The sequence below is a fragment of the Zhongshania aquimaris genome (assembly GCF_019312595.1).
Taxonomy (GTDB): Bacteria; Pseudomonadota; Gammaproteobacteria; order Pseudomonadales; family Spongiibacteraceae; genus Spongiibacter; species Spongiibacter aquimaris.
In genome coordinates, this window is record NZ_JAHWDQ010000001.1 from 657,824 (window position 1) to 680,109 (window position 22,286).

Below are 22,286 nucleotides of genomic sequence, written 5' to 3' on the forward strand. Positions count from 1 at the left end.
GCGTATGGTTTTAGAAACTTTGAGAATTATCGATTACGAGTGCTGGTCCACTGCGGGTGGGACGGGATTATAAACAGGGTTTAATGAGTGCCATCCCCCGTTAATGGGGTAGAGCCTAGAGCCGGGCGTCATAGCCAAATCTAAGACATAAAAAAACCCAGACTAAAGGTCTAGGTTTTTTTATATAAGTCAAAGACTTATGTTTGGTGCGCCCGGCACGATTCGAACGTGCGACCGCCTGGTTCGTAGCCAGGTACTCTATCCAGCTGAGCTACGGGCGCTTCAGGCTGCGTACTATATGGAAGCGGGCTTGCCCTGTCAACGACTTATATCAATATATTGTGAATTTCCTAGGGTTGTTCAAAAATTCACCAACATATTGATATATAAGCCGATTACGTAATAAGCCCCCTCTTCCAATGACAGTATTTAGTCAGCTAACTGCCCAGGTGTTAGCAGGTAGTGACCTACAAACCACTCCTGCCCCCCGCGATAAGCAAACAACTCCGAACAGGCAAGCATAAACATGCGCCAGCGCTGGTATTGCACTTTGGGGTTGGGTGCGTCTTTTAATATTTCAAGCGCTTGGGCTTTGTTGTCATCCAGCTTTTCTAACCATGCCTCTAGTGTTTTGGAATAGTGCTCGCCGTTAACTCGCCAGCTATCGACCATGCGCATATGTTCTGAGAAATGCATTAGCGTATCGAAGGCAGGCATTTGACCGCCGCTAAAGAAGTGGTCGGTCATCCAGCCACCATCAAAGGGATAATGCAGGTAGGCGTGACAAAATATGTGAACGAACATGAGGCCATTTGGCTCTAGCCACTGCGAGACGCTGGCAAGCAGATCGCGGTAGTTGCGAACGTGCTCCAACATCTCAACAGTAACAAGTCGATCAAAACGGGTATCTAGGCTGAGATCCCCAACATTGCAGGTAATGACCTTTATATTGCTCAAACCGCGCTTTTGCGCCTGATCTTCTATAAATAGACGCTGGCCCGAGGAGTTCGACACGGCGGTAATATGCGCATTGGGATAGCGCGCCGCAGCCCAAAGAGTAAAGCTGCCCCAGCCACAGCCAAGATCGAGAATTTTCTGACCATCGGCCAACTGCGCTCGCTCCGCATACATCTCTAACATCGCCTGCTCTGCATCGGCGAGGCTGTCGCAATGCTCATCCCACCAGCAGCTACTGTATTTAAGGCAGGGGCCAAGCATAAGTTCAAACAAGGCCGCGGGCACTTCGTAATGCTGGGCGTTTGCATCTGTGGTATTGATCGCTATTTCCGAATGGCGCAGTTCATCGCGAAATTGTCTGCGGCGGACTTCGTTGCTATTTAAATCATCGCTGGCTTCCTGCACCAGGCGATCCGCTAGCTCTCGGCGAATCCCCCGCCGGAGCAGCACGTCAGGTACCAAGCCGCGTTCGGCAAGTATGATTGGGTCTATCATGGTTAACTCCGTCACTGAGCGATTCGCTTTATTAGCGTTTTTACGATTCGATACCGAATACGGATCTTGGCAGACAATATTTTTGACAAAAAAAAAGGGCCTACAATCGGCCCTTGCTAAACCTTGTCCTAAAGCAGTGCTCCTTCAAGGTAATCAGTTAGAGTTCAGTTTGCCTGTCTGCTTTCGCAGCAAGGCGCCCTGGACCTCTGAATCCCGACTTATTACCTTGAAGTAGCGCTAGGTTAAAACCCCATCTGCTCGCAGCGCCGCAAGCGTATCGCTGTCGTAGCCAGCAAGCGATGCCAATATGTCGTCAGTGTGGCTGCCAGGTCGCGGTGCTCCCGCTTGCACAGTCGGCACGGTACGACTGAACTTGGGGGCAGGCCCAGGCTGAATTTCGCCATTCACTTCAATAAAGGAATTTCTCGCGACGTTATGTGGGTGTTTTGGCGCCTCTGTCATCGACAATATAGGTGCAAAACAGGCGTCAGTGCCTTCGAGTAGTTCACACCATTGGTCGCGGGTTTTGGTTTTAATAATAGCAGCAAGCTTTTCTTCCAATTCAGGCCAGCGAGCCGAATCCATTTGCGGCTCAAAGCTGTCATCTAACTCTAGTTTCTCTTTTAAAATGTGATAGAACTGAGGCTCGATAGGGCCAAGTGAAATGTGCTTAGCATCACTAGTTTCATAGGTTTCATAGAAGTGCGCGCCAGTATCCAGCAAATTAACACCACGCTTATCAGCCCATACATTCTGATTAAAGAAACTGTACATCATATGCATTAAAGCAGCGGAGCCTTCTACCATAGAGGTGTCAACCACCTGACCTTTACCACTGCGGCTGGCCTCCAATATTGCAGACACCACACCAAAGGCCAGGAACATACCGCCCCCGCCAAAATCACCGACCAAATTAAGTGGTGGCACTGGCTTATCGCCATCTCGCCCCATTGCATGAAGCGCTCCGGACAGCGAGATATAGTTAATATCGTGGCCCGCGGCATGCGCCATAGGGCCCGTTTGCCCCCAGCCTGTCATTCGTCCGTAAACCATCTTGGGATTACGCGCGGCGCAGTCATCAGGACCAATACCTAAACGCTCAGCAACACCTGGCCGAAAACCTTCAATCAAGGCATCCGCAGATTCACACAGCTTTAGTACTGCCTCTATTCCACGCGGGTCTTTTAAATTAATGGCAATCGATTTTTTACCGCGCTCGCTAATTGTATTAGCCACCGGCTTGCCTACCGCAGCAGATTTACGGGTAATAGAGATAACCTCTGCGCCCATATCGGCAAACATCATTCCCGCGAATGGAGCCGGCCCTAGCCCCTCAATTTCTATAATTCGTATTCCGGCAAGTGGTCCCATATCTTTTCCTGTCCATCCCTTAATCAATAGGCTCGGCTATTGGCCGATTATTATATGTTAGCTTTGCTACCTGTTTATTTCAGTTAGGGTATAACGAATCGTCCAAGCCAGCACCGCGCTATTCTGCACGCTTAGCACTGCTTAGGGAACCGTCAAAGGAATTCGATATCGGCTTTAGGCGCCACGATATTACTGGCCCAAAGTGAGAGGCCGCAAACTAGCGGCCTTAGCTGGCTTTAGGAAGATTTAGAAGCGGAATACAAATCCGGCGTAAGCTGAAGGAGGCTCGCCGGCATTAAATATCGCAGAGTCAGCAGCGACGGTATCAACCACGCTGTGAACTGACACATATTCTTCATCAGTGATATTGCGAATATCGAGATACACCTGCCATGCCTCGCGATTTACACCAAGGCGGAATCCCAGCAAGGTATAGCTATCAATAGTGAATGAGTTAGAAAAATCCGCATAGCGCTCATCAACCACATCAAAGGTCGGGCCAGCATAAAAGCCGTTGTCATGGCGGTACATTATCTCGCCGTGAACGACATATTTAGGTGCTGCAGGAAAGCGGTTGTCGCCATAGGTCGTATCGCCATCAAAAGAAAACTCATTGACGGTGACGCTAACTAAAGGCTCAATCCTGGCGGTGTGGGAAATAGCAAAACTTGCATCAATTAGTGCCTCAACACCTGCGTGAACAGTATCATCGACATTGCTGGTGACACTGGTACCCGGTGCACTGGGGTCGTCTTGCGACAAGATTTCATCTTCAATCAACGCGTAATATAGAGAAACGTCCCAGCGCCAAAAGTTATCGTGACCAAACTCGTGGCGTCCTCGGCTCCCTACCTCAAGGACCTGTCCCTGCATAGCATCTAGTGTTGCGCCAGAAGCGCTGACCTCGTCTTCGAGCTCAAAATTAGTAGGCGCTTCATAGAGCTTGCTAAGATTACCAAACACCTCAATATCGTCGCTCCATTGGTATATGGCACCAACCCGAGGGTTGAAACTGTTGTAATCCTCGGACGGGTTACGCAAGGCACCGGAGCTCACCGAGGTATTGCGCACGTCGCGTTCTGTAGAGATCGCTTGAACACCATAAACCAACGTCCAGCGCTCGCTAAACTGCCAACGATCCATCACGAAAGTTTCCAGGCTTTCAGCGCTATTATCAACAATCGTCGTCAGACCATTCCTCATACCGCCGTCATTGCGGTAGTTGCCGCCCTCAACTTTGTTTTCGCCCCAGTTCACGCCCGCCAATATCGAGTGATCACCCAGCGTGTGGCTGAAGCGCAGCACGACACCTTGATCCTGATGCTTGGTATCGATCAGCAAGCTAAAAACCTCGACGGGTTGGTCAGGACCGGGACCATCAAAGTCCACTAAAACCTTATCAACAATCGGGTGGAACAGGTGCTGATTTTCCCGATACACGCCCATTTCGAGCTTACTATTGTCGCTGAGTGTGAATGTCGTCTTATTCGCAAAACGCCGCGTATCTACATCTACTTGAAAATTACCCGACTCCGCCGTCGCGCCTGCCTGATCAGGGTCAGCGGCAAATTCTGCTTCAGTCAGTGCACCCGCCAACTCTTCATCATTTTTTATATAAGTAAAGAAAAAGCGTGATTCAATATTCTCGCTTAGCTGCCAGCCTAAATTGGCGTACACACCCTTGCGCTCACTTTCATTGTGATCTCGATAACCATCGCGCTGCTTTTTCTCGAGGGTGACAAGCCCATCGACGGACTCGCTTAACACCGAGCCCAGGGTTAGTCGTGCTTGCTTTTGTCCAAAGCTACCAAAGCCGAGGAACAATTGCTTAGCGTCCGAGTTACGCGCCGTGGGTGTAACGAAATCAATGGCGCCACCCAAAGTACTGGCGCCATACTTTAACGCATTTGCACCGCGCGCAATGCTCGCGTAACGGCTAGCTAGGGGGTCAATTATACGATTGTGGTTATTGCCGTCCGCCGTGGTAACCGGCAAGCCATCTTGTAACAGCTTAATACCGTTCATATCGTAATTAGTGGCATCAAGATTCGATCCGCGACTAGAGAAGAAAATACTGTCGCTGCCACTGGTGCTGGCGGACCATACACCGGGAATGTATCGAAGTGCGTCCGCCAAATTTCCGGTATTGCGCTCCATAAGCGACGCACTATCTAGAACCGACACGCCGCCCGGCGTTAAAGACTGCTCTACTTGCAAGCTGGTACCCAGCTCATGGTCGCGAACTAAAACCTCTTCCATCTGTGCATGTTCGGCAAACACACTAAGGGGAAGCGCCGCAGAAAGTAGTATCGCCGCGCCTGTTTTATCCAATGGAAACAGCTTCATAGAATGGTCCGACTCACGCACTAAAAAAAGAAGCCGAATTTTATGGGGTAACACAGGGTGTGCCAATGCGGCAAATCGTCGCAGCTAAACAAGGTTCGCAGATATTTCAACGCTGCGTTTGCACCTATTACCTAGAAAAAAGCCCCTACCTGAAAACACGGAGAGGCAACACTCTGCAAGAGCAAGGGTTTTAAAGAAGTTTAATCCATCACCGACTCATGACCACTCTCGTCCAGCTTACCCGGCCGCAATAACAGGATTAAGGGAATAGCGCATAGCACACCAATCGCCATGTAGTGAAAGTCACCGAGCATACCAATTACCGCCGACTGCCGTTGCAGCTCCACTTCTATGCTAACCATGGCATTCACGCTATTAACGCCGGCAAAGGAATCCACATATTTTATCAGCGCTGGATTGAAAGGGTTAATATTTTCCACTAACACAGAGTGAGCCATTTTTGTCCCATAATCTTGGTAAGCAAATGCTAAGGCGATACCAACGCTACTGCCAACATTCCGTAACAAGCTAAATAAAGATGTGCCCTCGCCGCGATACTTTGGCGCCAATGTCGAAAAGGTCACCGCAGAGAGCGGTACAAATATAAATCCAAGCCCTAAGCCCTGAACTAGGCCACTATAGATTACTTCTTGAGCGCCAACGTCTAAATTAAATGTCGACATCCAAGACAGCGCGATCGCCAACAGCAACATGCCAAAGAAAATGGGGAGACGGGCGTCAACTCGGTTCAGTATATAACCGGATATTTGCATCGCAATCATGGTCCCAACGCCACGCGGCATCATTACCAAACCAGCGGTAATGACAGGGTAGCCTTGAAGTCGTTGTAAAAACGGCGGCAGTAAGGCGAATGTCGAAAACAACACAACACCCAATATGGCGATAAGGACCAATCCCCCAACCAAGTTCCGATCCCTAAACAACTGTGGCGGTATAAACGGCTTATCCGTTGTCAATGTATGGGTTATAAACAAGTAGAACGCCGCAATCGCGATACCGCATTCAATAAGAATTTCTGTGGACTGGAACCAATCTAAACTTTGTCCGCGATCCAACATTAACTGCAAGGCGGCAATGGCAACACTCAAGAACAAAAAGCCAGAAAAATCCATCGGCTCAGCGCGAAGTGATTCAACATCCGGATCTGGCAGAGCTGACTTTAGGGCAAAAAAGGTGGCAATACCGATAGGCAAATTAATATAAAACACCCAGCGCCAACTATAATATTCAGTGAGCCAACCACCCAGCGCGGGTCCAAGAATAGGGCCAATCATTACCCCAACACCCCAAGCCGCCATTGCCGCCCCTTGTTTTTCTGGGGGGTAGCTATCTAGCAGTGTGGTTTGCGATAAAGGGACTAAAGCCGCACCAAACACACCCTGCAACAATCTAAAGAAAACGATCTCGCCAAGACTGCTAGCCACGCCACACAACATTGAGGCGACGGTAAATCCGACGATAGCAATCAGAAATATACGTTTTACGCCATAACGATTAGCCAAATACCCAGTAGGCGTTGTCGCGATAGCAGATGCGACAATATACGAGGTCAGCACCCAAGCAACCTGCTCCTGAGACGCCGACAAACTGCCCTGCATATGGGGCAGCGCCACATTGGCAATGGTCGTATCTAAGGCCTGCATCATTGTTGCAGCCAAGGTACCAAAGGTAACTAAACCAGTCGCACCAACCGCAACAGCGGGAACACTGGCTCGTATTGTATTAGTGCTACTCACTTACCGCTTCTCGGCAAGGAGTGCCGTATCGGATGACGTACCAGTTTCGCCGTGCTTTTTGCGACCAAAAAGCGCCAATAGTGATTTCATTCTTTCGGGCACGCCGGTATCAACCTTTACACTAACACTCAAGCCTGCCCTCAACAGCGACTCGTGTTGATGGTGCTCAAGCGCTAGCCGAACCGGTAGGCGTTGAACAATCTTTACCCAATTCCCTGTCGCATTCTGTGGGGGTAGTAAAGCAAACTCCGCCCCGGTGGCCTGTGCAATACTTTCTATCGTCGCTCGCCACGTCTCTCCTGGGTAGGCATCGATTTCAATTTCTGCCTCTGCACCCAATGTTAGCTTCGCCAACTGATCCTCTTTAAAATTTACGACCACCCAGGGATTATCGTGGGCAACAACACTAATTAATGGCAATCCCGGCATCGCGTATTGCCCCTGCGGCGGCACTTTCGACGCAATACCTGAAATTGGCGCACGCAATATACAACGCTCAAGATTAAGTTCCGCTTTCTCTAGCTCTGCATGGGCCGCCATCACCGCTGGGTGTGCTTCGATGTCCAAATCATATTTGCCACCTAGTTGCACCAAGGTTTCTGCACTGTCACTTACGAGTTTATTAACAGTATTTCGAGCCACATTTAAATCGCGCTGCGCTTGATCTAAGGCAGTACCAGAAGCCATGCCCCGCTGGTGTAAATCACTAATTCGGTGCAGTTGCTTATTAGCGAACTCGAAGTCGTCTTTTGCCGCCGCTAAACTAGACTGCTTTTGAACATACGCTGCTTTTAACGATTCAATGCGCATATACGCCTGATCAAGCTCAGCTTGCGCATCATGGAGCTCAACCTCAAAAGCACGAGAATTAATTTTTAATAATATGTCGCCGGCCTCAACGTACTGGTTTTCCTTAACACTCACAGAGGATATATTGCCGCTGATTTCAGCACCTACATTCACCACATCTGCCTTTATGTAAGCATTATCTGTCGTGACATAGCGGCCACCGAAAACAAACACATACACCGCGATAACAATGGCAAACACAGGAACAACAAGAAAAAGACGGTGGCGCAAACGACGCTGTTTTTCTGCTGTCTCTGCCGCAATGAACTCATGTGACGCTTGATCTTGATTATCCATTACACATCTTCCTTGCTAGACCGCGCTGACGCGGAGGCTTTTACATCAGCTTTAGTAGTATTATCGGTATTACAAAAATTCATTTTTACTCGAAGTAATAGCTCTTCAAACAGTTGAGCCTCGGCAGCACTGAACCCCGCGAATGCGACCGCTCGCGTCTCAGCCGCAATCACATTTAGCTCCTCTAATAAGGGTTCCGCCTTGCTGGTTAAAAATAAGCTAACTGCTCGGCGATCTTGTTGCCGCCGCTCACGAAGAACCAAGCCCGCTTTCACAAGGCGATCAACACTCTGCGCGACGGTAACCGGGTTCACATCAAGTTGCTCGGCAAGATTGGCTTGATTAATGCCAGGTTCGCGCGACAAATTAAGCAAAGTTTGCCATTGAGGCTGGGTGAGGTTTAGGTGCTGGGCGCGACGTCGAAAATCCATTCTAAGAATTCGAGAGGTGTCCGCCAAAATCGATGCAGCAATTTGTAAGTGATTAGTGCTTTTCATTTTGCCATACTAACAAATAGATAGGCACCTATTCAATAGCCACCTATCAAATAGATACCTACCCAGTAATCCACTAGTTTATAATTTTGGGCTGCAAAAATAATCACCATGTTCGGCGCCGCTGGCTCGGAAAATAGCTATCGCGCAGACTACACTGACAATTTCATGCAACGAGTGACATTGCGTAGGGAAGTGAAATTTCCCGCCGAAGCGGGAAAATTAACGTTAGAAACTTAGCGATGTAAAGACGATAGATATAACTCGGCAAACTTTGGTGGTTGCTGGATAGAAATATCCATTTTCAATTTACGCGCTATATCACTGGCTGAAATGACGCCTCGAATCTGGTGTTTTTCTCTCTCAACCACCAAGCAGTGCTGGTGGCCAGACAGTTTAAGTACCGATAACACATCAGCGACAGTCATCAGATCGAGATCGGCATAATCAAACACCTTTAGGTCTTGGCGCTTGCGCATCATATCCGCAACCTGGAGTTCGTCACGATTATAGCCTTTAGCGACTTTCTTGATGATTTCGCCATCGCTTAAGTCTTCAAGCGCAATTACGCCAAGGAATAGGCCCTGCTCATCAATCACCAACTTCAGGCGCACATGTGATCGCCGCATCATGTTTTCGGCCTCTATTGCGCTGCTGCTAGCTTCAATAACGAGTGGCTCGTGTTCTGCAAAATCAGTAAATATGACTTTTGCGGATGAGCCGCTGCTAATTTTTTGGAAATTTTCAGGATGAACCAACTGATCTATCTGATCAGCATCATACAAATCAAAATGTCTCATGAGATATTTACTCTGAATAATAGAACTGAACGCCAGCAATTAAGCGGCAGACGATGTTTTACTTCAGAGGTCTAGTGGGGGGGCGCGAATAGAGGTATTGCCAAATAGGCGTTTAGAGTACGCACGAGCAAGCGGTGTGAGGGCTCGGCTCTCTAGTACATAAAAAGGAGCTACTGGGCTACGCTGAGCAGACAGTGTAAATACTAAGTCGGCGGTCTCCGATAGCCCGGAATCGACGTCGACAACATCCCCGACAGTGTTCGGAATAGTATTTACTGTATGACGCGAATTATCTGCCAGTGCAAACGTGCACAGCAAAAAAAGCATCATGGAAAATACAATTCGTAGCATCAGGGGCTCGATAAGATCGGATACGATACCAAACAAACAAGTTTGATCATAACGAGATGCGGGATTCTTGCCTACGTTTAACGGCAAAAATAACAACTTTTAAACTCCAGCACTTGCTCTCTAGCGCCAGACTATCGTTTACTGCCTAGCTAACACTCTGTCGGCAAAAGTGCTAAGCAGACTTGTGATAAATATAAATTGCATTAAAAATCATGAACTTAGAATCCTGCATAACGCTAAGCCATACCAAGCGATGACTCGATGGCCGCCCTCAGGTATATTTACTTGATTGCAATACCGACAACGATATCAGCATCTTCATTGCGTTGATCCGAATAAAAAGGACTTATGGATACTATCTACTATCTCGAAAGCTGCATTGTGAGTAACGGTATACCCCAGCGAATTGTGCTAGATAAGCTGCCAATGACCATTGGCCGCAGCACAGACTGCGATGTCGTCGTAAATAGTGCCTCACTATCTCGTATCCACGCCCAAATTGATTACCAAGACGGAAAGGTGGTCCTTAAGGATTTAGCAAGCACCAACGGCTGCTTTGTGAATCATCAGCGTATTGAAAGCAATACAGACATCCAAATCCAGGTCGGCGATATCGTCCATTTTGCCGGAATAGAATATTGCACCAAGGTCGAACAAGATACAGATGACGATGAAGACCACACCCGCATTAGCATGCAAACCCTACCAAAACATTTTGCGGTGAAAAGTAAGGAGTTTGCAGAGTTATTAGAACAGCAACTTGTCACAACGTTTCAGCAAATCATTACCTCCCGAAATGGCGATGTGTACGCCTACGAACTGCTTGGCAGAGGCAAACACCCGGCCCTGGGGGCCAGCCCGTATGAATTATTCAAAATCGCAGAGTCGCTTAATAAACAAATTGAGCTAAGCGTGCTGTTCCGCCGGCAAGGTTTTATACAGGCAGAACTCGCAGGAATCGACAAGCCACTGTTCTTTAACTCCCATCCTGAAGAGTGCCATAACCCGGACAAATTGCTCAAAGAATTAACCGAGCTTCGCAAGCTGCACCCCAGCCTAACGTTATTTTTCGAAGTCCATGAAGCCGCAGTGACCGATATCGGCGCCATGGTAGAAATTCGCAACGGTTTAAGTGCGCTGAATATTGGCCTTGCCTACGACGATTTTGGCGCTGGGCAGGCTAGATTACGCGAACTGACGGAAGCGCCACCCGATATAATTAAATTCGACATCAGCTTGGTGCGCGGCGTTGGCAACAGCGAGTCACCACGGTATCGATTGCTCGCATCGCTAAATAGACTCGTCCAAGAAATGGGCATAGCAACGTTGGCCGAAGGCGTAGAAACAGAAGAAGACGCAGCCGCCTGCAAAGAAATAGGCATAGATTATTTTCAAGGGTATTTTTATGGCCGCCCTGCGGCAATAATCGCCGACTAATTAGATTTAATCTCTGCATGTCATTTAGACACTTTCGGCGGCAACATCCGGGTACACCGCAATATTGCAAGCATTGAGCTAGCTGCACCAAGTACGCTATGGTAAAGCCCACTTTTTATATCCGCAGTAGTTACCGGCACACTGATTTTGTGCACACATTAAAACTGGAGCAATTAATGATTCAATCTAAAGGCTATGCTGCAAGTACTGCTACATCGCCACTGGCACCTGTCGACTTCGATCGTCGTGAACCGGGAAGTCAAGATCTTGTGCTAGAACTCCTGTATTGCGGTGTTTGCCATTCAGATATCCACTATGCGCGGAACGAATGGGGAAGCAGCCGTTTTCCGATCGTACCAGGGCATGAAATGGTCGGCAGAGTAACTCGCGTTGGCGATCAGGTAAGTGACTTTAAGGTCGGCGACCTTGCCGGCGTAGGCTGTATCATTGACTCCTGCCGGACATGTACTCCCTGTGAAGATGGCGAAGAACACTACTGCCAAAAAGGCGTCACCATGAGCTACGGTAGCAAAGAGCGCAAGGATAGCAACGTCATCAGTCAGGGCGGGTACTCAACAAATTATGTCGTCGATGCCGATTTTGCCCTGCATATTCCAAGTACACTCGATCCTAAGGCAGTTGCCCCGCTGCTCTGCGCAGGTATTACAACTTGGTCGCCATTGCGGCGCTGGAAAATTGGCCCTGGCATGAAAGTCGGCGTAGTCGGTTTAGGTGGACTTGGGCACATGGGACTAAAATTTGCCCATGCCTTTGGTGCAGACGTCACCTTATTTACGACCAGTGAATCCAAAGCTGCGGACGCAAAATCATTGGGGGCACATAATGTCATCATCTCCACTGACGCAGAGGCGATGAAATCTGCGCGCGGCTTCGATTTTATACTGGACACCGTCTCCGCACTACACGACATCAATCCGTATTTATCAGCATTAAAACGCAACGGTACGCTATGCCTAGTGGGCTTGCCCGATCAGCAGCTCGCCTTTAAACCGGGGCTGATACTCAGCAACAAAGTGATCTCTGGATCCTTTATCGGAGGTATAAAAGAAACTCAGGAAATGCTGGAATACTGTGGAGCACACAATATCGTTTCAGAAATTGAATTGATTGATATCGCGGAAATTAATAAGGCCTTCGACCGAGTTGTAAACAATGACGTCAAGTACCGCTTTGTAATTGATCTTGCCACTCTCAAAGCCGACAGTTAAAAGCACGCTTTTGCTCGCCTCCTTCCTTGAAAAATGCAGGGGGCAGCAAATTAAACTGAGGCACCCTCAACACGATTCCGTCCACCTTCCTTCGCTTTATACAGTTGAGAGTCAGCAGCAGAAAGCAAACTACTCAAATCACGCTCATCAGGAATAGTACACGCCACACCAACACTAATCGTGACTCGATCCGCAGTATCAGAATGCGCGTGGGGCAAGGCGAGCTTGAATAATCGCTCGCGGATCGCCTCAGCTTTCTGCATTGCGCCTTCTAAATTAGTCTCAGGCATCAAACAAACAAACTCTTCACCACCATAGCGAGAAACAATATCGCGCCCTCGCCACTCATTCTCTTTAAGTGCTTTAGCAACGGCTTTTAAGCAAGTATCGCCTTCCAAATGTCCGTAGTGATCGTTGTACTTTTTGAAGTGGTCGACATCAATCATAATGACAGAGAGCGGCTGCTCGGCACGACGGCAGGCCCGCCACTCAGCCTCAATTCTTTCATCAAATCGACGCCGATTGGCTATCCCCGTCAAACCATCAACGGATGCTAACTCACGCAATGCGTCCGCTTGAACTTTTAACATGAGATGTGTCTTAACGCGGGCTTTGACCACGGCGGGATTCACGGGCTTGCTAATAAAGTCTACTGCGCCAACTTCTAAACCCAGGGTTTCCTCTTCAGGGCTATCTTGTGAGGTCACGAAGATAACAGGGATATCTTGGCTCTCCGGCTCGGCCTTTAGCGCTCGGCAGACCTCGATCCCATCCATATCTGGCATAACAACATCAAGTAAAATTAAATCTGGCTTTTTTTGCTGACACACTTCTAGTGCCTGCTTGCCACTAGTCGCCATAAACACTTCACAACTAGCACTAAACACCTGATATAAAACCTGAATATTCACCGGCTGATCATCAACAATCAACAATTTCGGTCGCTCAGGGTATGACATACCCGGCACGACATCTGACGGGAATAAGGGCTTGCTATCACTCATAATGAATGCCTAATAAAAATGTATTTAATAAAAATCTGCGCCTATAATTAAAGGGTCTACGACGCCAATATAGTATTTAGAATCTCTGCCGCCTTGGCAAAGTCTAACATTGCGATCGCATCGTCCAATGCCACCGCCTGTTCACCATAACCCGCCAAGCCTGGCTTTAATTCCGCATGCACTTCCATTGCCCGCATATTACTTTCCTTCAATAGACTCAACAGTGATTGTAGCTGATCAGAATCCACCGCCACCTCATCTTCAATAACCGCGTCAGCCGCATCAGCAATGGGGTACAGTGTATTTGCAAGATCCAGTAAAACCTTGCAGGCTTGCTGTAACAAACCATCACCCCTGATCAATATAGTTTCAATAACGGAAGCTTCAACCACGCTTTTGGCAGCAACCTCTGCCTCCGATATGCACGCCGCCAAGGCCTGCGCACCCAATGTACCGGACACACCGCGCAAGGTGTGCAACTCTCGGACGACAGCGGGTCGGTTATTCTTGCGTAGCAAGCTCAATACGTTTTGAATATCGTCGCTGTGCCGACTTGCAAACATGCGCGCCTGGCTTGCATAAAGCTCACGATTATTACCCATCCTCAGCAAAGCTTCTTTAAACGAAAACCCTGCTGGCGCCGACGGCAACTCGCTTGTATCCAAGCTCACTTTGGCCGTCGTGGCAGACGAGACATCTTCCTGACGCCCGCAGGCTTTAAGCAGGGCACTAACCAATTCCGCTAGCTCAAAAGGCTTGCCGATATGATCGTTCATGCCCACCGCTAAACATGCCTCTTTGTCAGCAGGCATCGCGTTAGCTGTCATCGCAATGATAGGCAAGTGCTTAAGACCTAAGTTCCCGCGAATTTCCTTGGTCGCTTCATAGCCGTCCATCACCGGCATCTGTATATCCATTAACACCACATCGAAAGGCCGCACCGCATTTCGGATGCAATCTAAACTAATTTTACCGTTGTCGGCGACCTCTACTTCAGCGCCCTCAATCGCGAGTAGCTCTCGCGCAACTTGTTGATTGGTTACATTATCTTCGACTAATAATATTCTCATTCCGGCAAGCGCATTTTTCGCCGTTTGTGCATCACTCTTATCATCGCCGCTCGAAATTGGCTTACCGGTCTGCGTATCGACTACTGAATTATAAATATCAGAGGCGGTGACCGGCTTCATTAGAAACCCATCAAGCGGAGACTGCTCGGCATCCACACGCTGATCGAATACTTCCTTAGCGTGGGCAGTCACCATTACTAAGCGGGGCAAGCCTACCGTTAACTGTAAAGCTCGAATCGCCTGTGCTGTTTGCCAGCCATCCATAACGGGCATCATCCAATCTATAAACGCAATATCGAAATGTTTTCCGTTTCTGATACTTTCCTGAATCAACCCCAACGCGGCTTCACCAGACTCAGCCTCGAGAGAGCTCCAGCCAAAAGATTCGCAAATACCAGCAATGATTTGTCGCGCGCTGCTATTATCATCAACAATTAAAATATGCAAATTCCGATATTTGGGCGCAGGTGTTCTTCGCTCAGCCTCGAGCAGCTCTTGATCCTGAACCTTGTCGACAATTAAGGAGAAGGAAAATGTACTTCCTTTGCCCAATTCACTTTCAACTTCAAGCTCGCCACCCATTAAGCGAATGAGACGCTGGCTTATTACCAAACCTAAACCCGTGCCGCCAAAGCGTCGATTGGTACCAGCCTCGGCTTGGGTGAACGATGCAAAAACTCGTTTTTGCTGCTCATTTGTCATACCTATGCCAGTGTCGCGCACACTGAAACCCAGCACCAAACTCTGCGCGCGCTCATGCTGAACCGATAGTGATAATATTACCTCGCCCCGCTCTGTAAACTTAACCGCATTACCAGCAAGATTTATCAAAATCTGCTTCATACGCAGGGCATCGCCCAAGACCATTTTGGGAACGGCGGGATCAATATCGAATAGAATTTCAACATTTTTATCATTGAGATTCATGCTGAGAATAACAGCAATATCACGCAGCACATCATCGATAATAAGCGGGCGAACATCGAGAAGTAATTTACCTGCTTCTATCTTAGAAAAATCGAGTATGTCATTAATAATACCCAGCAGTGCCTCAGCGGCACCGCTGGCTTTACGAACGTAATCGGACTGCCGATCAGTCATCTCGGTATATTTCAATAAATTCAGCATACCCAGTACCGCATTCATTGGCGTGCGAATTTCATGACTCATATTCGCCAAAAATTCGCTCTTTGCTTTACTGGCTTCTTCCGCTATGCCCTTGGCGCTTTCTAACTCTTTCTGCTGCTGCTTATGTACGGTTAGATCCCGCGCTATCCCGAGGTAGCCAATTACTTCGCCATTATTTCCGTACAAAGTATTGCTCTTTAGCATGACCGGAAATTTGGAGCCGTCCTTGCGAACAAAAGTCCACTCGCGCTCGTAGTTAACATCACTAGAGATCTGCTTGCCTACGCCGCCGGCTTTGTTCAAGCGTTCCAACTCAGGCTGTATCTCGGACGGTTCAAATAGCACCCACATCGGCAATTTATTAACAACTTCATCGGCCTTATAACCCAGCATTCGCTCTGCTGCGGGATTGAATAGCGTAATGGTGCCATCTGTACGATTTGTAAAAATAGCGTACCCGGCATTACTTAAAATTCCATTCTGCAAAGCAGATGCAGCCTGAAGCTCACTAGTTCGCAACTCAATTTGCTGCTCTAGGTTCTCATTCAAATTCTGCAATTGTTCTTGCGCTGATTTCATATCAGAAATATCACGAATGATATTAGCGATACCAAATACTTCTCCATCCTCGCTCTTCAAAGGCGAAGCTGTAATTGCAACATCTATTAAGTCACCGTTTAGCTGACGTCGCTGAGTGACAATATGAGGAACAGTTTCACCACTGACAACGCGGTTATAAATTCCGCGTTCTTCAGCCAAAAGCGAATCGGGAACAATAAGATCTATCATTTTCTTGCCAAGTGCTTGCTTGGCGGTATAACCAAACATTACCTCCGCGGCGCGATTCCAGCTTTGGACAATACCATCTATAGATTTACTCACTACGGCATCGTCTGTGCCGTCCACAATAGCCGCCATCGTCGCATTCTGCTGTTCCGCCTGTGTTCGACGGCGAAGATTCGCTGCAACAAGGTACACAAACATCAGGGTTAAAGTAATAAACCCGAATAAAATATAAAGATTAAATAATCTGGCTTTTGCAACTGCAGCGGCAATAACTGTATCTGGCGCGGTTACCACCAAATCTATCGCGCGGTTACCGTCATAGGCAATCTGACTGAGTATCGCGTGGGTAATTTGACCATTATCTAATCGGATAAATGCAGCGTCGGTATCGTCATCTCCCGTGCTGAATTCATCAGACCAACGATAACTATTACCTAACTCAAACCCAAAGGTCTTCTCTTCATTTGGGTGTAATAGAAACTCGCCATCGCCATTGAGAAGGTAAATATTTTCATTTTCATCTAAGTCGGCACTCAGGGTGCGAAATATTTCCGTCATATTTAGATTAATGACTAGAATGCCAAAAACGCTCAAATTTTGATCGAAAATTGGAGCCGCCAATCGAAGTGTTGGTATATGGGGAACTTCTATCTCACCGTGCTCACGATTCAAATTAATGTCTGAAACATAAACTTCACCAGGTCGGCGATTTATCGCGTCTTGAAAATAATCTCGCTCTGATTTTTGCTGCAAGCCGCTCGACTTAACTTTTTGAATACGGCCATTATTTCGATCTACCCGCACAAGTTCACGGCCACCGTCTGCAAGGCCAATATAACGCACCTGCATGACTGAAGGATGCGTCTCTAAATAAGCAGCAAATATTTCCTGCAAGCGTTTAGACCACAGCTCGGTGCTGCTGTCTTCTTGTTTATCTACCCCGGCATTTTGACTAGCACGAATAATCCCCGCAATCGGTGGTGTACCGGATAAAAAATAGACATCTTTCCGCAAGCGTTCAAGAGAGGCTTGTACCGCATTGCTTTTCGCTACAGCTATGTTGTCTAGATAATTCTCTAGTGCCTGAACTTGATTATTTCTAACTTTGCTATCGGAAATAGGAATCATCACGGTAGCAGCCACGACAAAAACCAATAGAACAATGAATAAGTATCGCCAGGGAAACCTTGTTATTTTGGATTTATAGCCTTTCAACACCCGGCACTCCCACTCGTATTAAGCACAAATTTACATTTATGGCGCAGCGTAGCTAAATACATAAAAATCCGCACCAGTGACAATATAACTCAGTATATTAGCGCTCTCCGAGGCTAAAGTCTCACTTAGGAGATCAGGGATGTCGACTCACACAATATTAAGAAGTGCAGCGATTTGCTGGAGGTTCAATCCATTCCTGAATAACTAGGATGATTTCGAGATGGCTAATGAGATTGCTTGCTAAGGGAGTGAATACAAGTAGTGGAGATCAGCGGTCACGGCCCGCTTCCATGCTTGTAGAGAAACTTTGTCTGCGCAGTACGGGTCAGGAATGACCTTCGGTACCACCAACTGCTGGACGCTTGCGCTGGATTATCGGCAGATTTACCTGCTAGGCCATATAGAGCCTAATTCTGGTGCTAATGACTGCCTTTACGGATGCTGGACTCTATATATTATCTCTGCCGCAGGGCATATAAGATAAGCTTGGTGACATTATGCCAAGGCAATCTTCATATCTGGCTCTACTGCTGACTCAATGCCTATCATTTCATCGTAAGCTGAATGATGAACTAAAAACGCTTTTACGCCGCAGCCATTTTCGAGTAGTACAGATTTGATATCGCCAACACTGCGTCGGCTTAGCGGGCTATTATCCACCTCGTATACTCTTAGAAGCTTTCCCTCCAATGCTACATAGGCAGCATATAGCCCACCTTCGATAGATCTTACTTCCACTTCGCGTATTGGCAAGGCGGCTAATTGATCTGTAAAAACTTTAGTCATTTTTTCACCCATTATTATTTGCGTGAGGGATGCCACACATATTCCAGAACACAAACACAATATCCTTACGCTAACTCGGCAGTAACGGATCCATTTGTATTCTGCCGCGGCTACTAGCGCCATACTGTTATCTATGATTAGCAAGAACAAGGCCAGCTTATATTCGGCCTCTGACACTTATTTTCGACATCACACATGAGGGCTAGGTTTCAATAACTTTGATATAATTTTCAATTTATTCCTAACATGGAAACAAGAAACAATGTCTGAGCAACCCACACTAAGTGACGCCACATTAACTGTCACCAATCGTTACGCCACCCTGCGCTTTGAACGCGACGATGTGCGAAATGCGCTAACCGGCACCGCACTGATCGACGATCTGTGCGCCACAATAGCCTGGGCGAATGCGAATAAGGAAATATCATGTTTAATACTCACCGGAGCAGGCTCAGCCTTCAGCTCCGGTGGTAATGTAAAAGACATGCGCGACAAAGTTGGCATGTTTGGCGGTAGCTCAAGTGAAATCAGCGAAAGCTACAAGAACGGGATTCAACGTATTTCTAGGGTCATGCACAGCGCGGAAATTGTCACCATAGCGGCCGTAAATGGCGCCGCTGTCGGCGCCGGATTTGACCTTTGCTGCATGGCGGACTTGCGCATTGGCTGCGAAAACACGCGCTTCGGCGAGACGTTCGTCAACCTGGGCATCATTCCCGGCGATGGCGGCGCATGGTTCCTACAGCGCTTGGTTGGCTATCAACGTGCAGCGGAGCTTACATTCAGCGGCCGCATCATTGACAGTGACGAAGCGCTAAAACTAGGACTGTTACTTGAATGTGTACCAAAAGAAACACTCATCGCGACAGCTGAGCACTACGCCAGTGAATACGCAAGCAAACCGCCGCAGGCACTGCGAGCCACCAAGCGCTTAATGAAGCTAGCTCAGCGTCAGGAACTAGGGGACTTTCTCGATGTTTGCGCCGATGTTCAAAGTCAATGTCACCACACCAACGACCATCAACGCGCACTTAACGCCTTCTTAACGAAGACCACTGCGCAATTTGAGGGCAATTAATGTAGATTGCACCGAAATATCGTATAGCAACTTGCCACCGACTTATTGTTTCAATGGTGGCAAGCGCTTAGGCGGGATTCACTTCTATTTTATCCACCACACCACGGCCCTCTTCAAATATCTCCATGGTAACCGTAAAGCCCCACAAGCGACTGAGGTGCTTCAGCACTTCACATGCATCCTCGGTGAGAGGTCGCTCGCGAAGTTGGTTGTAGCGCAGTATTAAAGAGCGGTCACCCATATGCTCGTAGCGCACTATTTGAATATCAGGTATCAGTACGTCACGGTTATATTGCTTGGACAGCAAGCGCCGCACCTCGCGATAGCCAGCCTCATTATGAATCGCCTCTACTCGCAAATGATCTTCCTTGTGCTGATCTGCGATGGCAAACAGGTGAAATTCACGAATTAATTTTGGCGACAAATACTGGCCGATAAAGGATTCGTCTTTGTAGTTGCGCATGGCGAAGTCCAATACCTCTCGCCAATCCTTGCCGGCAATATCGGGGAACCAAGCGCGATCTTCGTCATCGGGTTCTTCACAAATACGACGAATATCCTTCATCATCGCAAAGCCCAGTGCATAGGGGTTAATTCCTGAATATCCAGGATGATCAAAGCCGGGCTGCATTACCACATTGGTGTGAGACTGCAAAATCTCAAACATAAAACCGTCGTCAACCAAGCCGCGATCGTACATGGTATTGAGCAAGGTGTAGTGCCAGAAGGTTGCCCACCCTTCATTCATCACCTTGGTTAAACCTTGGGGATAAAAATACTGTGCAAGTTTGCGAACAATCCTGACAATTTCGCGCTGCCAAGGCTCCAATGTGGGTGAGTATTTTTCAATGAAATAGAGAAGATTTTCCTGCGGTTCCGGCGGAAAGCTACGCTTCTTCTTTTTAGCACCGGATTTATCTACCGCTTTTTGCGGCAGGGTGCGCCAGATATCGTCGTATTGTTTCCAAGCGTGCTCTTCGCGCTCGTGCTGGCGATGCAATTCATCCTCCGCCGACAAGGGCGAGGGACGATGAAAACGATCCACCCCGTGATCCATTAAGGCATGACAAGCATCTATCGTTTCTTCTACTCGCTGCTCACCGTAGCGCTGTTCACAATCAAAGATATATTTACGCGCGAATACCATGTAATCGACAATCGCGTCGGCGCTAGTCCACTGTTTAAATAAATAATTGCCTTTAAAGAAAGAGTTGTGACCGTAACAGGCATGGGCAATAACCAGCGCCTGCATCGGCATGCTGTTATCTTCCATTAAATAGGCTATACAGGGGTCAGAGTTTATCACTAGCTCATAAGCCAAGCCCCTCATGCCTCGACGGTATGCCTCCTCGTTTTGAATAAACTCTTTACCGTAACTCCAATGGCTGTAACTGATGGGCAAACCAACTGAAGCATAAGCGTCGAGCATTTGTTCAGAGGCAATAACTTCTATTTGATTTGGATAGGTGTCTAAGCCGTATTCCTTGGCAATGACTGCAATTTCTTTGTCGTAACGCTGTAGCAATTCAAAATCCCAATCGCCACCGTGAGATAAAATAGTGTCACTTCGTTTTGCTACCGTCATACCGACTCCTTCTGAAACAACTCACGCAGCACCGGGTAAACATCACTCCGATCCATAACAGTGCTCATTGCAAAGGTTTCATCGCGAATCTGACTGTAAGCAGCAGCCAGCGGCGTAATGGTAGACGGACTATCAGGCACCTCAACATAGGCAAAGTATTTGCACCACGGCAGAATATCCTTGTTCAGCCGCATCGCGCTGCGCTGTGGGTCGCTACCGAAGGCATCGCCATCGGAAACTTGCGCACCGTAGATATTCCATTGATTTGGCTGGTAGCGCTCTTGCTGAATTTCGATCATCAGATTTAAGGCCGACATCACCACCGTGCCGCCGGTTTGGGGGTCGTGGAAAAACGCGTGCTCGTCGACTTCTTCCGCGTTTGAGGTATGACGAATAAATACCAGCTCAACCTTCTCGTATTTGCGACTCAGGAAGAGATATAGCAGTGTGTAAAAGCGCTTTGCCAAATCCTTTTTTTGTTCTGACATCGACGCTGATACGTCCATCAAACAAAACATCACCGCTCTGCTGATAGGTTTCGGCTCTTTGACACGGTGGCGAAATCGAAGATCGTATTCATCTAAATACGGGATGCGGGCAATGCGCTGCTCCAGGGCTTCAATATCTTCTATTGCAGCCCCAGATTGTTTTAACTCCTCAAGCTCTCGCTTTAAAGGCGCTGCCAGCGCTATGCGGCGCGCCATGGCATTTTTAACCGAACGCGGCACCGACAGGTTTGCCGGCACGCCACTTGGTGTATAGCCTGCACGACGGTAGGTAAACTGCTGAGAATCGCCGAACACATTCCGCGCCAAACGAGGTAACTCAAGATCGTCGAAAAACAAATTCATGAACTCTTCTTTGGAAAGAGTAAACATGAAGTTATCCTGGCCTTCTTCGCCCTGACCTTCACCACCGCCTGAGCCGCTGCCGCCACCGCCGCCAGATTTGGGTTTGGCAATCATGTCGCCGGTATTAAATTCCTTATTGCCGGGGTGAACCATTTCTCGGTCACCACCCCGGCCAATACGAAACCTTGGCTCAGAAATGTCCTTTACCGGAATACCAACCTCGCCACCGCGAGACATATCAGTGATCGAACGATCAGCTACAATATCGGCAACCGATCGTCGCAATTGCTCTTTGTACCGCTTGATGAATCGCTGGCGATTCGTCGCGTTTTTATTGCGATCATTCAGGCGGCGGTCAATAATCATTGACATATTACGCCCCTTCTACAAACGGTCG

General features: G+C 48.0%; 15 protein-coding genes and 1 tRNA gene. 3 read left to right on the top strand and 13 right to left on the bottom strand.

The features are described from left to right. Positions 1-204 precede the first annotated feature (204 nt). The 8 genes from KXJ70_RS03105 to KXJ70_RS03140 all read right to left on the bottom strand — a co-directional run bounded on the left by KXJ70_RS03105 (position 205) and on the right by KXJ70_RS03140 (position 9,366). Positions 205-281, bottom strand: a tRNA-Arg gene (locus KXJ70_RS03105). 148 nt (positions 282-429) lie between these two features. Beyond that, on the bottom strand, positions 430-1,452 hold the full coding sequence (locus tag KXJ70_RS03110; protein WP_219041983.1) for an SAM-dependent methyltransferase: 1,023 nt from the start codon (positions 1,450-1,452) through the stop codon (positions 430-432). Between the two features lie 237 nt (positions 1,453-1,689). Then, the gene (locus tag KXJ70_RS03115; RefSeq protein ID WP_219041984.1) at positions 1,690-2,823 is read right to left on the bottom strand and encodes a CaiB/BaiF CoA transferase family protein; all 1,134 of its coding nucleotides are present in this window, start codon (positions 2,821-2,823) and stop codon (positions 1,690-1,692) included. 246 nt (positions 2,824-3,069) lie between these two features. After that, positions 3,070-5,169: a TonB-dependent receptor family protein gene (locus KXJ70_RS03120; protein ID WP_219041985.1), complete on the bottom strand. Its 2,100-nt coding sequence runs from the start codon at positions 5,167-5,169 to the stop codon at positions 3,070-3,072. Between the two features lie 200 nt (positions 5,170-5,369). Then, positions 5,370-6,926 carry a DHA2 family efflux MFS transporter permease subunit gene (locus tag KXJ70_RS03125; RefSeq protein WP_219041986.1) on the bottom strand — a complete coding sequence of 519 codons (1,557 nt, stop codon included), beginning with the start codon at positions 6,924-6,926 and terminating at the stop codon, positions 5,370-5,372. Further along, positions 6,927-8,072, bottom strand: a complete 1,146-nt coding sequence (locus KXJ70_RS03130; RefSeq protein ID WP_219041987.1) for an HlyD family secretion protein — start codon at positions 8,070-8,072, stop codon at positions 6,927-6,929. After that, positions 8,072-8,569 carry a MarR family winged helix-turn-helix transcriptional regulator gene (locus KXJ70_RS03135; protein WP_219041988.1) on the bottom strand — a complete coding sequence of 166 codons (498 nt, stop codon included), beginning with the start codon at positions 8,567-8,569 and terminating at the stop codon, positions 8,072-8,074. Before KXJ70_RS03135 ends, KXJ70_RS03130 begins: the two co-directional genes overlap by 1 nt. 233 nt (positions 8,570-8,802) lie before the next feature. Beyond that, positions 8,803-9,366 carry a CBS domain-containing protein gene (locus tag KXJ70_RS03140; protein ID WP_219041989.1) on the bottom strand — a complete coding sequence of 188 codons (564 nt, stop codon included), beginning with the start codon at positions 9,364-9,366 and terminating at the stop codon, positions 8,803-8,805. 699 nt (positions 9,367-10,065) lie between these two features. On the opposite strand from KXJ70_RS03140, the gene KXJ70_RS03145 reads away from it, so the two are divergent. Together KXJ70_RS03145 and KXJ70_RS03150 are read left to right on the top strand one after the other, a co-directional pair. Beyond that, entirely contained in the window at positions 10,066-11,154 is a 1,089-nt protein-coding gene (locus KXJ70_RS03145; RefSeq protein WP_219041990.1) for an EAL domain-containing protein, read from the top strand. Between the two features lie 176 nt (positions 11,155-11,330). Continuing rightward, positions 11,331-12,383: an NAD(P)-dependent alcohol dehydrogenase gene (locus KXJ70_RS03150; RefSeq protein WP_219041991.1), complete on the top strand. Its 1,053-nt coding sequence runs from the start codon at positions 11,331-11,333 to the stop codon at positions 12,381-12,383. 50 nt (positions 12,384-12,433) lie between these two features. On the opposite strand, the gene KXJ70_RS03155 is transcribed toward KXJ70_RS03150, so the two are convergent. The 3 genes from KXJ70_RS03155 to KXJ70_RS03165 all read right to left on the bottom strand — a co-directional run bounded on the left by KXJ70_RS03155 (position 12,434) and on the right by KXJ70_RS03165 (position 18,375). Continuing rightward, entirely contained in the window at positions 12,434-13,387 is a 954-nt protein-coding gene (locus KXJ70_RS03155) for a diguanylate cyclase (protein WP_219041992.1), read from the bottom strand. A gap of 56 nt (positions 13,388-13,443) precedes the next feature. Beyond that, positions 13,444-17,514 carry a response regulator gene (locus KXJ70_RS03160; protein ID WP_219041993.1) on the bottom strand — a complete coding sequence of 1,357 codons (4,071 nt, stop codon included), beginning with the start codon at positions 17,512-17,514 and terminating at the stop codon, positions 13,444-13,446. 570 nt (positions 17,515-18,084) lie between these two features. Next, positions 18,085-18,375, bottom strand: coding sequence for a DUF6482 family protein (locus tag KXJ70_RS03165; protein ID WP_219041994.1), 291 nt, complete (start codon positions 18,373-18,375; stop codon positions 18,085-18,087). A gap of 262 nt (positions 18,376-18,637) precedes the next feature. On the opposite strand from KXJ70_RS03165, the gene KXJ70_RS03170 reads away from it, so the two are divergent. Continuing rightward, complete coding sequence (locus KXJ70_RS03170) at positions 18,638-19,453, top strand: enoyl-CoA hydratase-related protein (protein WP_219041995.1); 816 nt, start codon at positions 18,638-18,640, stop codon at positions 19,451-19,453. 67 nt (positions 19,454-19,520) lie between these two features. Here the strand turns inward: KXJ70_RS03170 and KXJ70_RS03175 are convergent, their stop codons facing one another. After that, positions 19,521-21,038: a SpoVR family protein gene (locus KXJ70_RS03175; RefSeq protein WP_219041996.1), complete on the bottom strand. Its 1,518-nt coding sequence runs from the start codon at positions 21,036-21,038 to the stop codon at positions 19,521-19,523. Beyond that, complete coding sequence (locus KXJ70_RS03180; RefSeq protein ID WP_219041997.1) at positions 21,035-22,261, bottom strand: YeaH/YhbH family protein; 1,227 nt, start codon at positions 22,259-22,261, stop codon at positions 21,035-21,037. Before KXJ70_RS03180 ends, KXJ70_RS03175 begins: the two co-directional genes overlap by 4 nt. Positions 22,262-22,286 lie beyond the last annotated feature (25 nt).

Coding starts and splice junctions, on each gene's coding strand:
- KXJ70_RS03180 (WP_219041997.1), bottom strand. CDS start 22,261: ATGTCAATGATTATTGACCGCCGCCTGAATGATCGCAATAAAAACGCG.
- KXJ70_RS03140 (WP_219041989.1), bottom strand. CDS start 9,366: ATGAGACATTTTGATTTGTATGATGCTGATCAGATAGATCAGTTGGTT.
- KXJ70_RS03150 (WP_219041991.1), top strand. CDS start 11,331: ATGATTCAATCTAAAGGCTATGCTGCAAGTACTGCTACATCGCCACTG.
- KXJ70_RS03170 (WP_219041995.1), top strand. CDS start 18,638: ATGTCTGAGCAACCCACACTAAGTGACGCCACATTAACTGTCACCAAT.
- KXJ70_RS03175 (WP_219041996.1), bottom strand. CDS start 21,038: ATGACGGTAGCAAAACGAAGTGACACTATTTTATCTCACGGTGGCGAT.
- KXJ70_RS03120 (WP_219041985.1), bottom strand. CDS start 5,169: ATGAAGCTGTTTCCATTGGATAAAACAGGCGCGGCGATACTACTTTCT.
- KXJ70_RS03115 (WP_219041984.1), bottom strand. CDS start 2,823: ATGGGACCACTTGCCGGAATACGAATTATAGAAATTGAGGGGCTAGGG.
- KXJ70_RS03165 (WP_219041994.1), bottom strand. CDS start 18,375: ATGACTAAAGTTTTTACAGATCAATTAGCCGCCTTGCCAATACGCGAA.
- KXJ70_RS03135 (WP_219041988.1), bottom strand. CDS start 8,569: ATGAAAAGCACTAATCACTTACAAATTGCTGCATCGATTTTGGCGGAC.
- KXJ70_RS03145 (WP_219041990.1), top strand. CDS start 10,066: ATGGATACTATCTACTATCTCGAAAGCTGCATTGTGAGTAACGGTATA.
- KXJ70_RS03110 (WP_219041983.1), bottom strand. CDS start 1,452: ATGATAGACCCAATCATACTTGCCGAACGCGGCTTGGTACCTGACGTG.
- KXJ70_RS03155 (WP_219041992.1), bottom strand. CDS start 13,387: ATGAGTGATAGCAAGCCCTTATTCCCGTCAGATGTCGTGCCGGGTATG.
- KXJ70_RS03130 (WP_219041987.1), bottom strand. CDS start 8,072: ATGGATAATCAAGATCAAGCGTCACATGAGTTCATTGCGGCAGAGACA.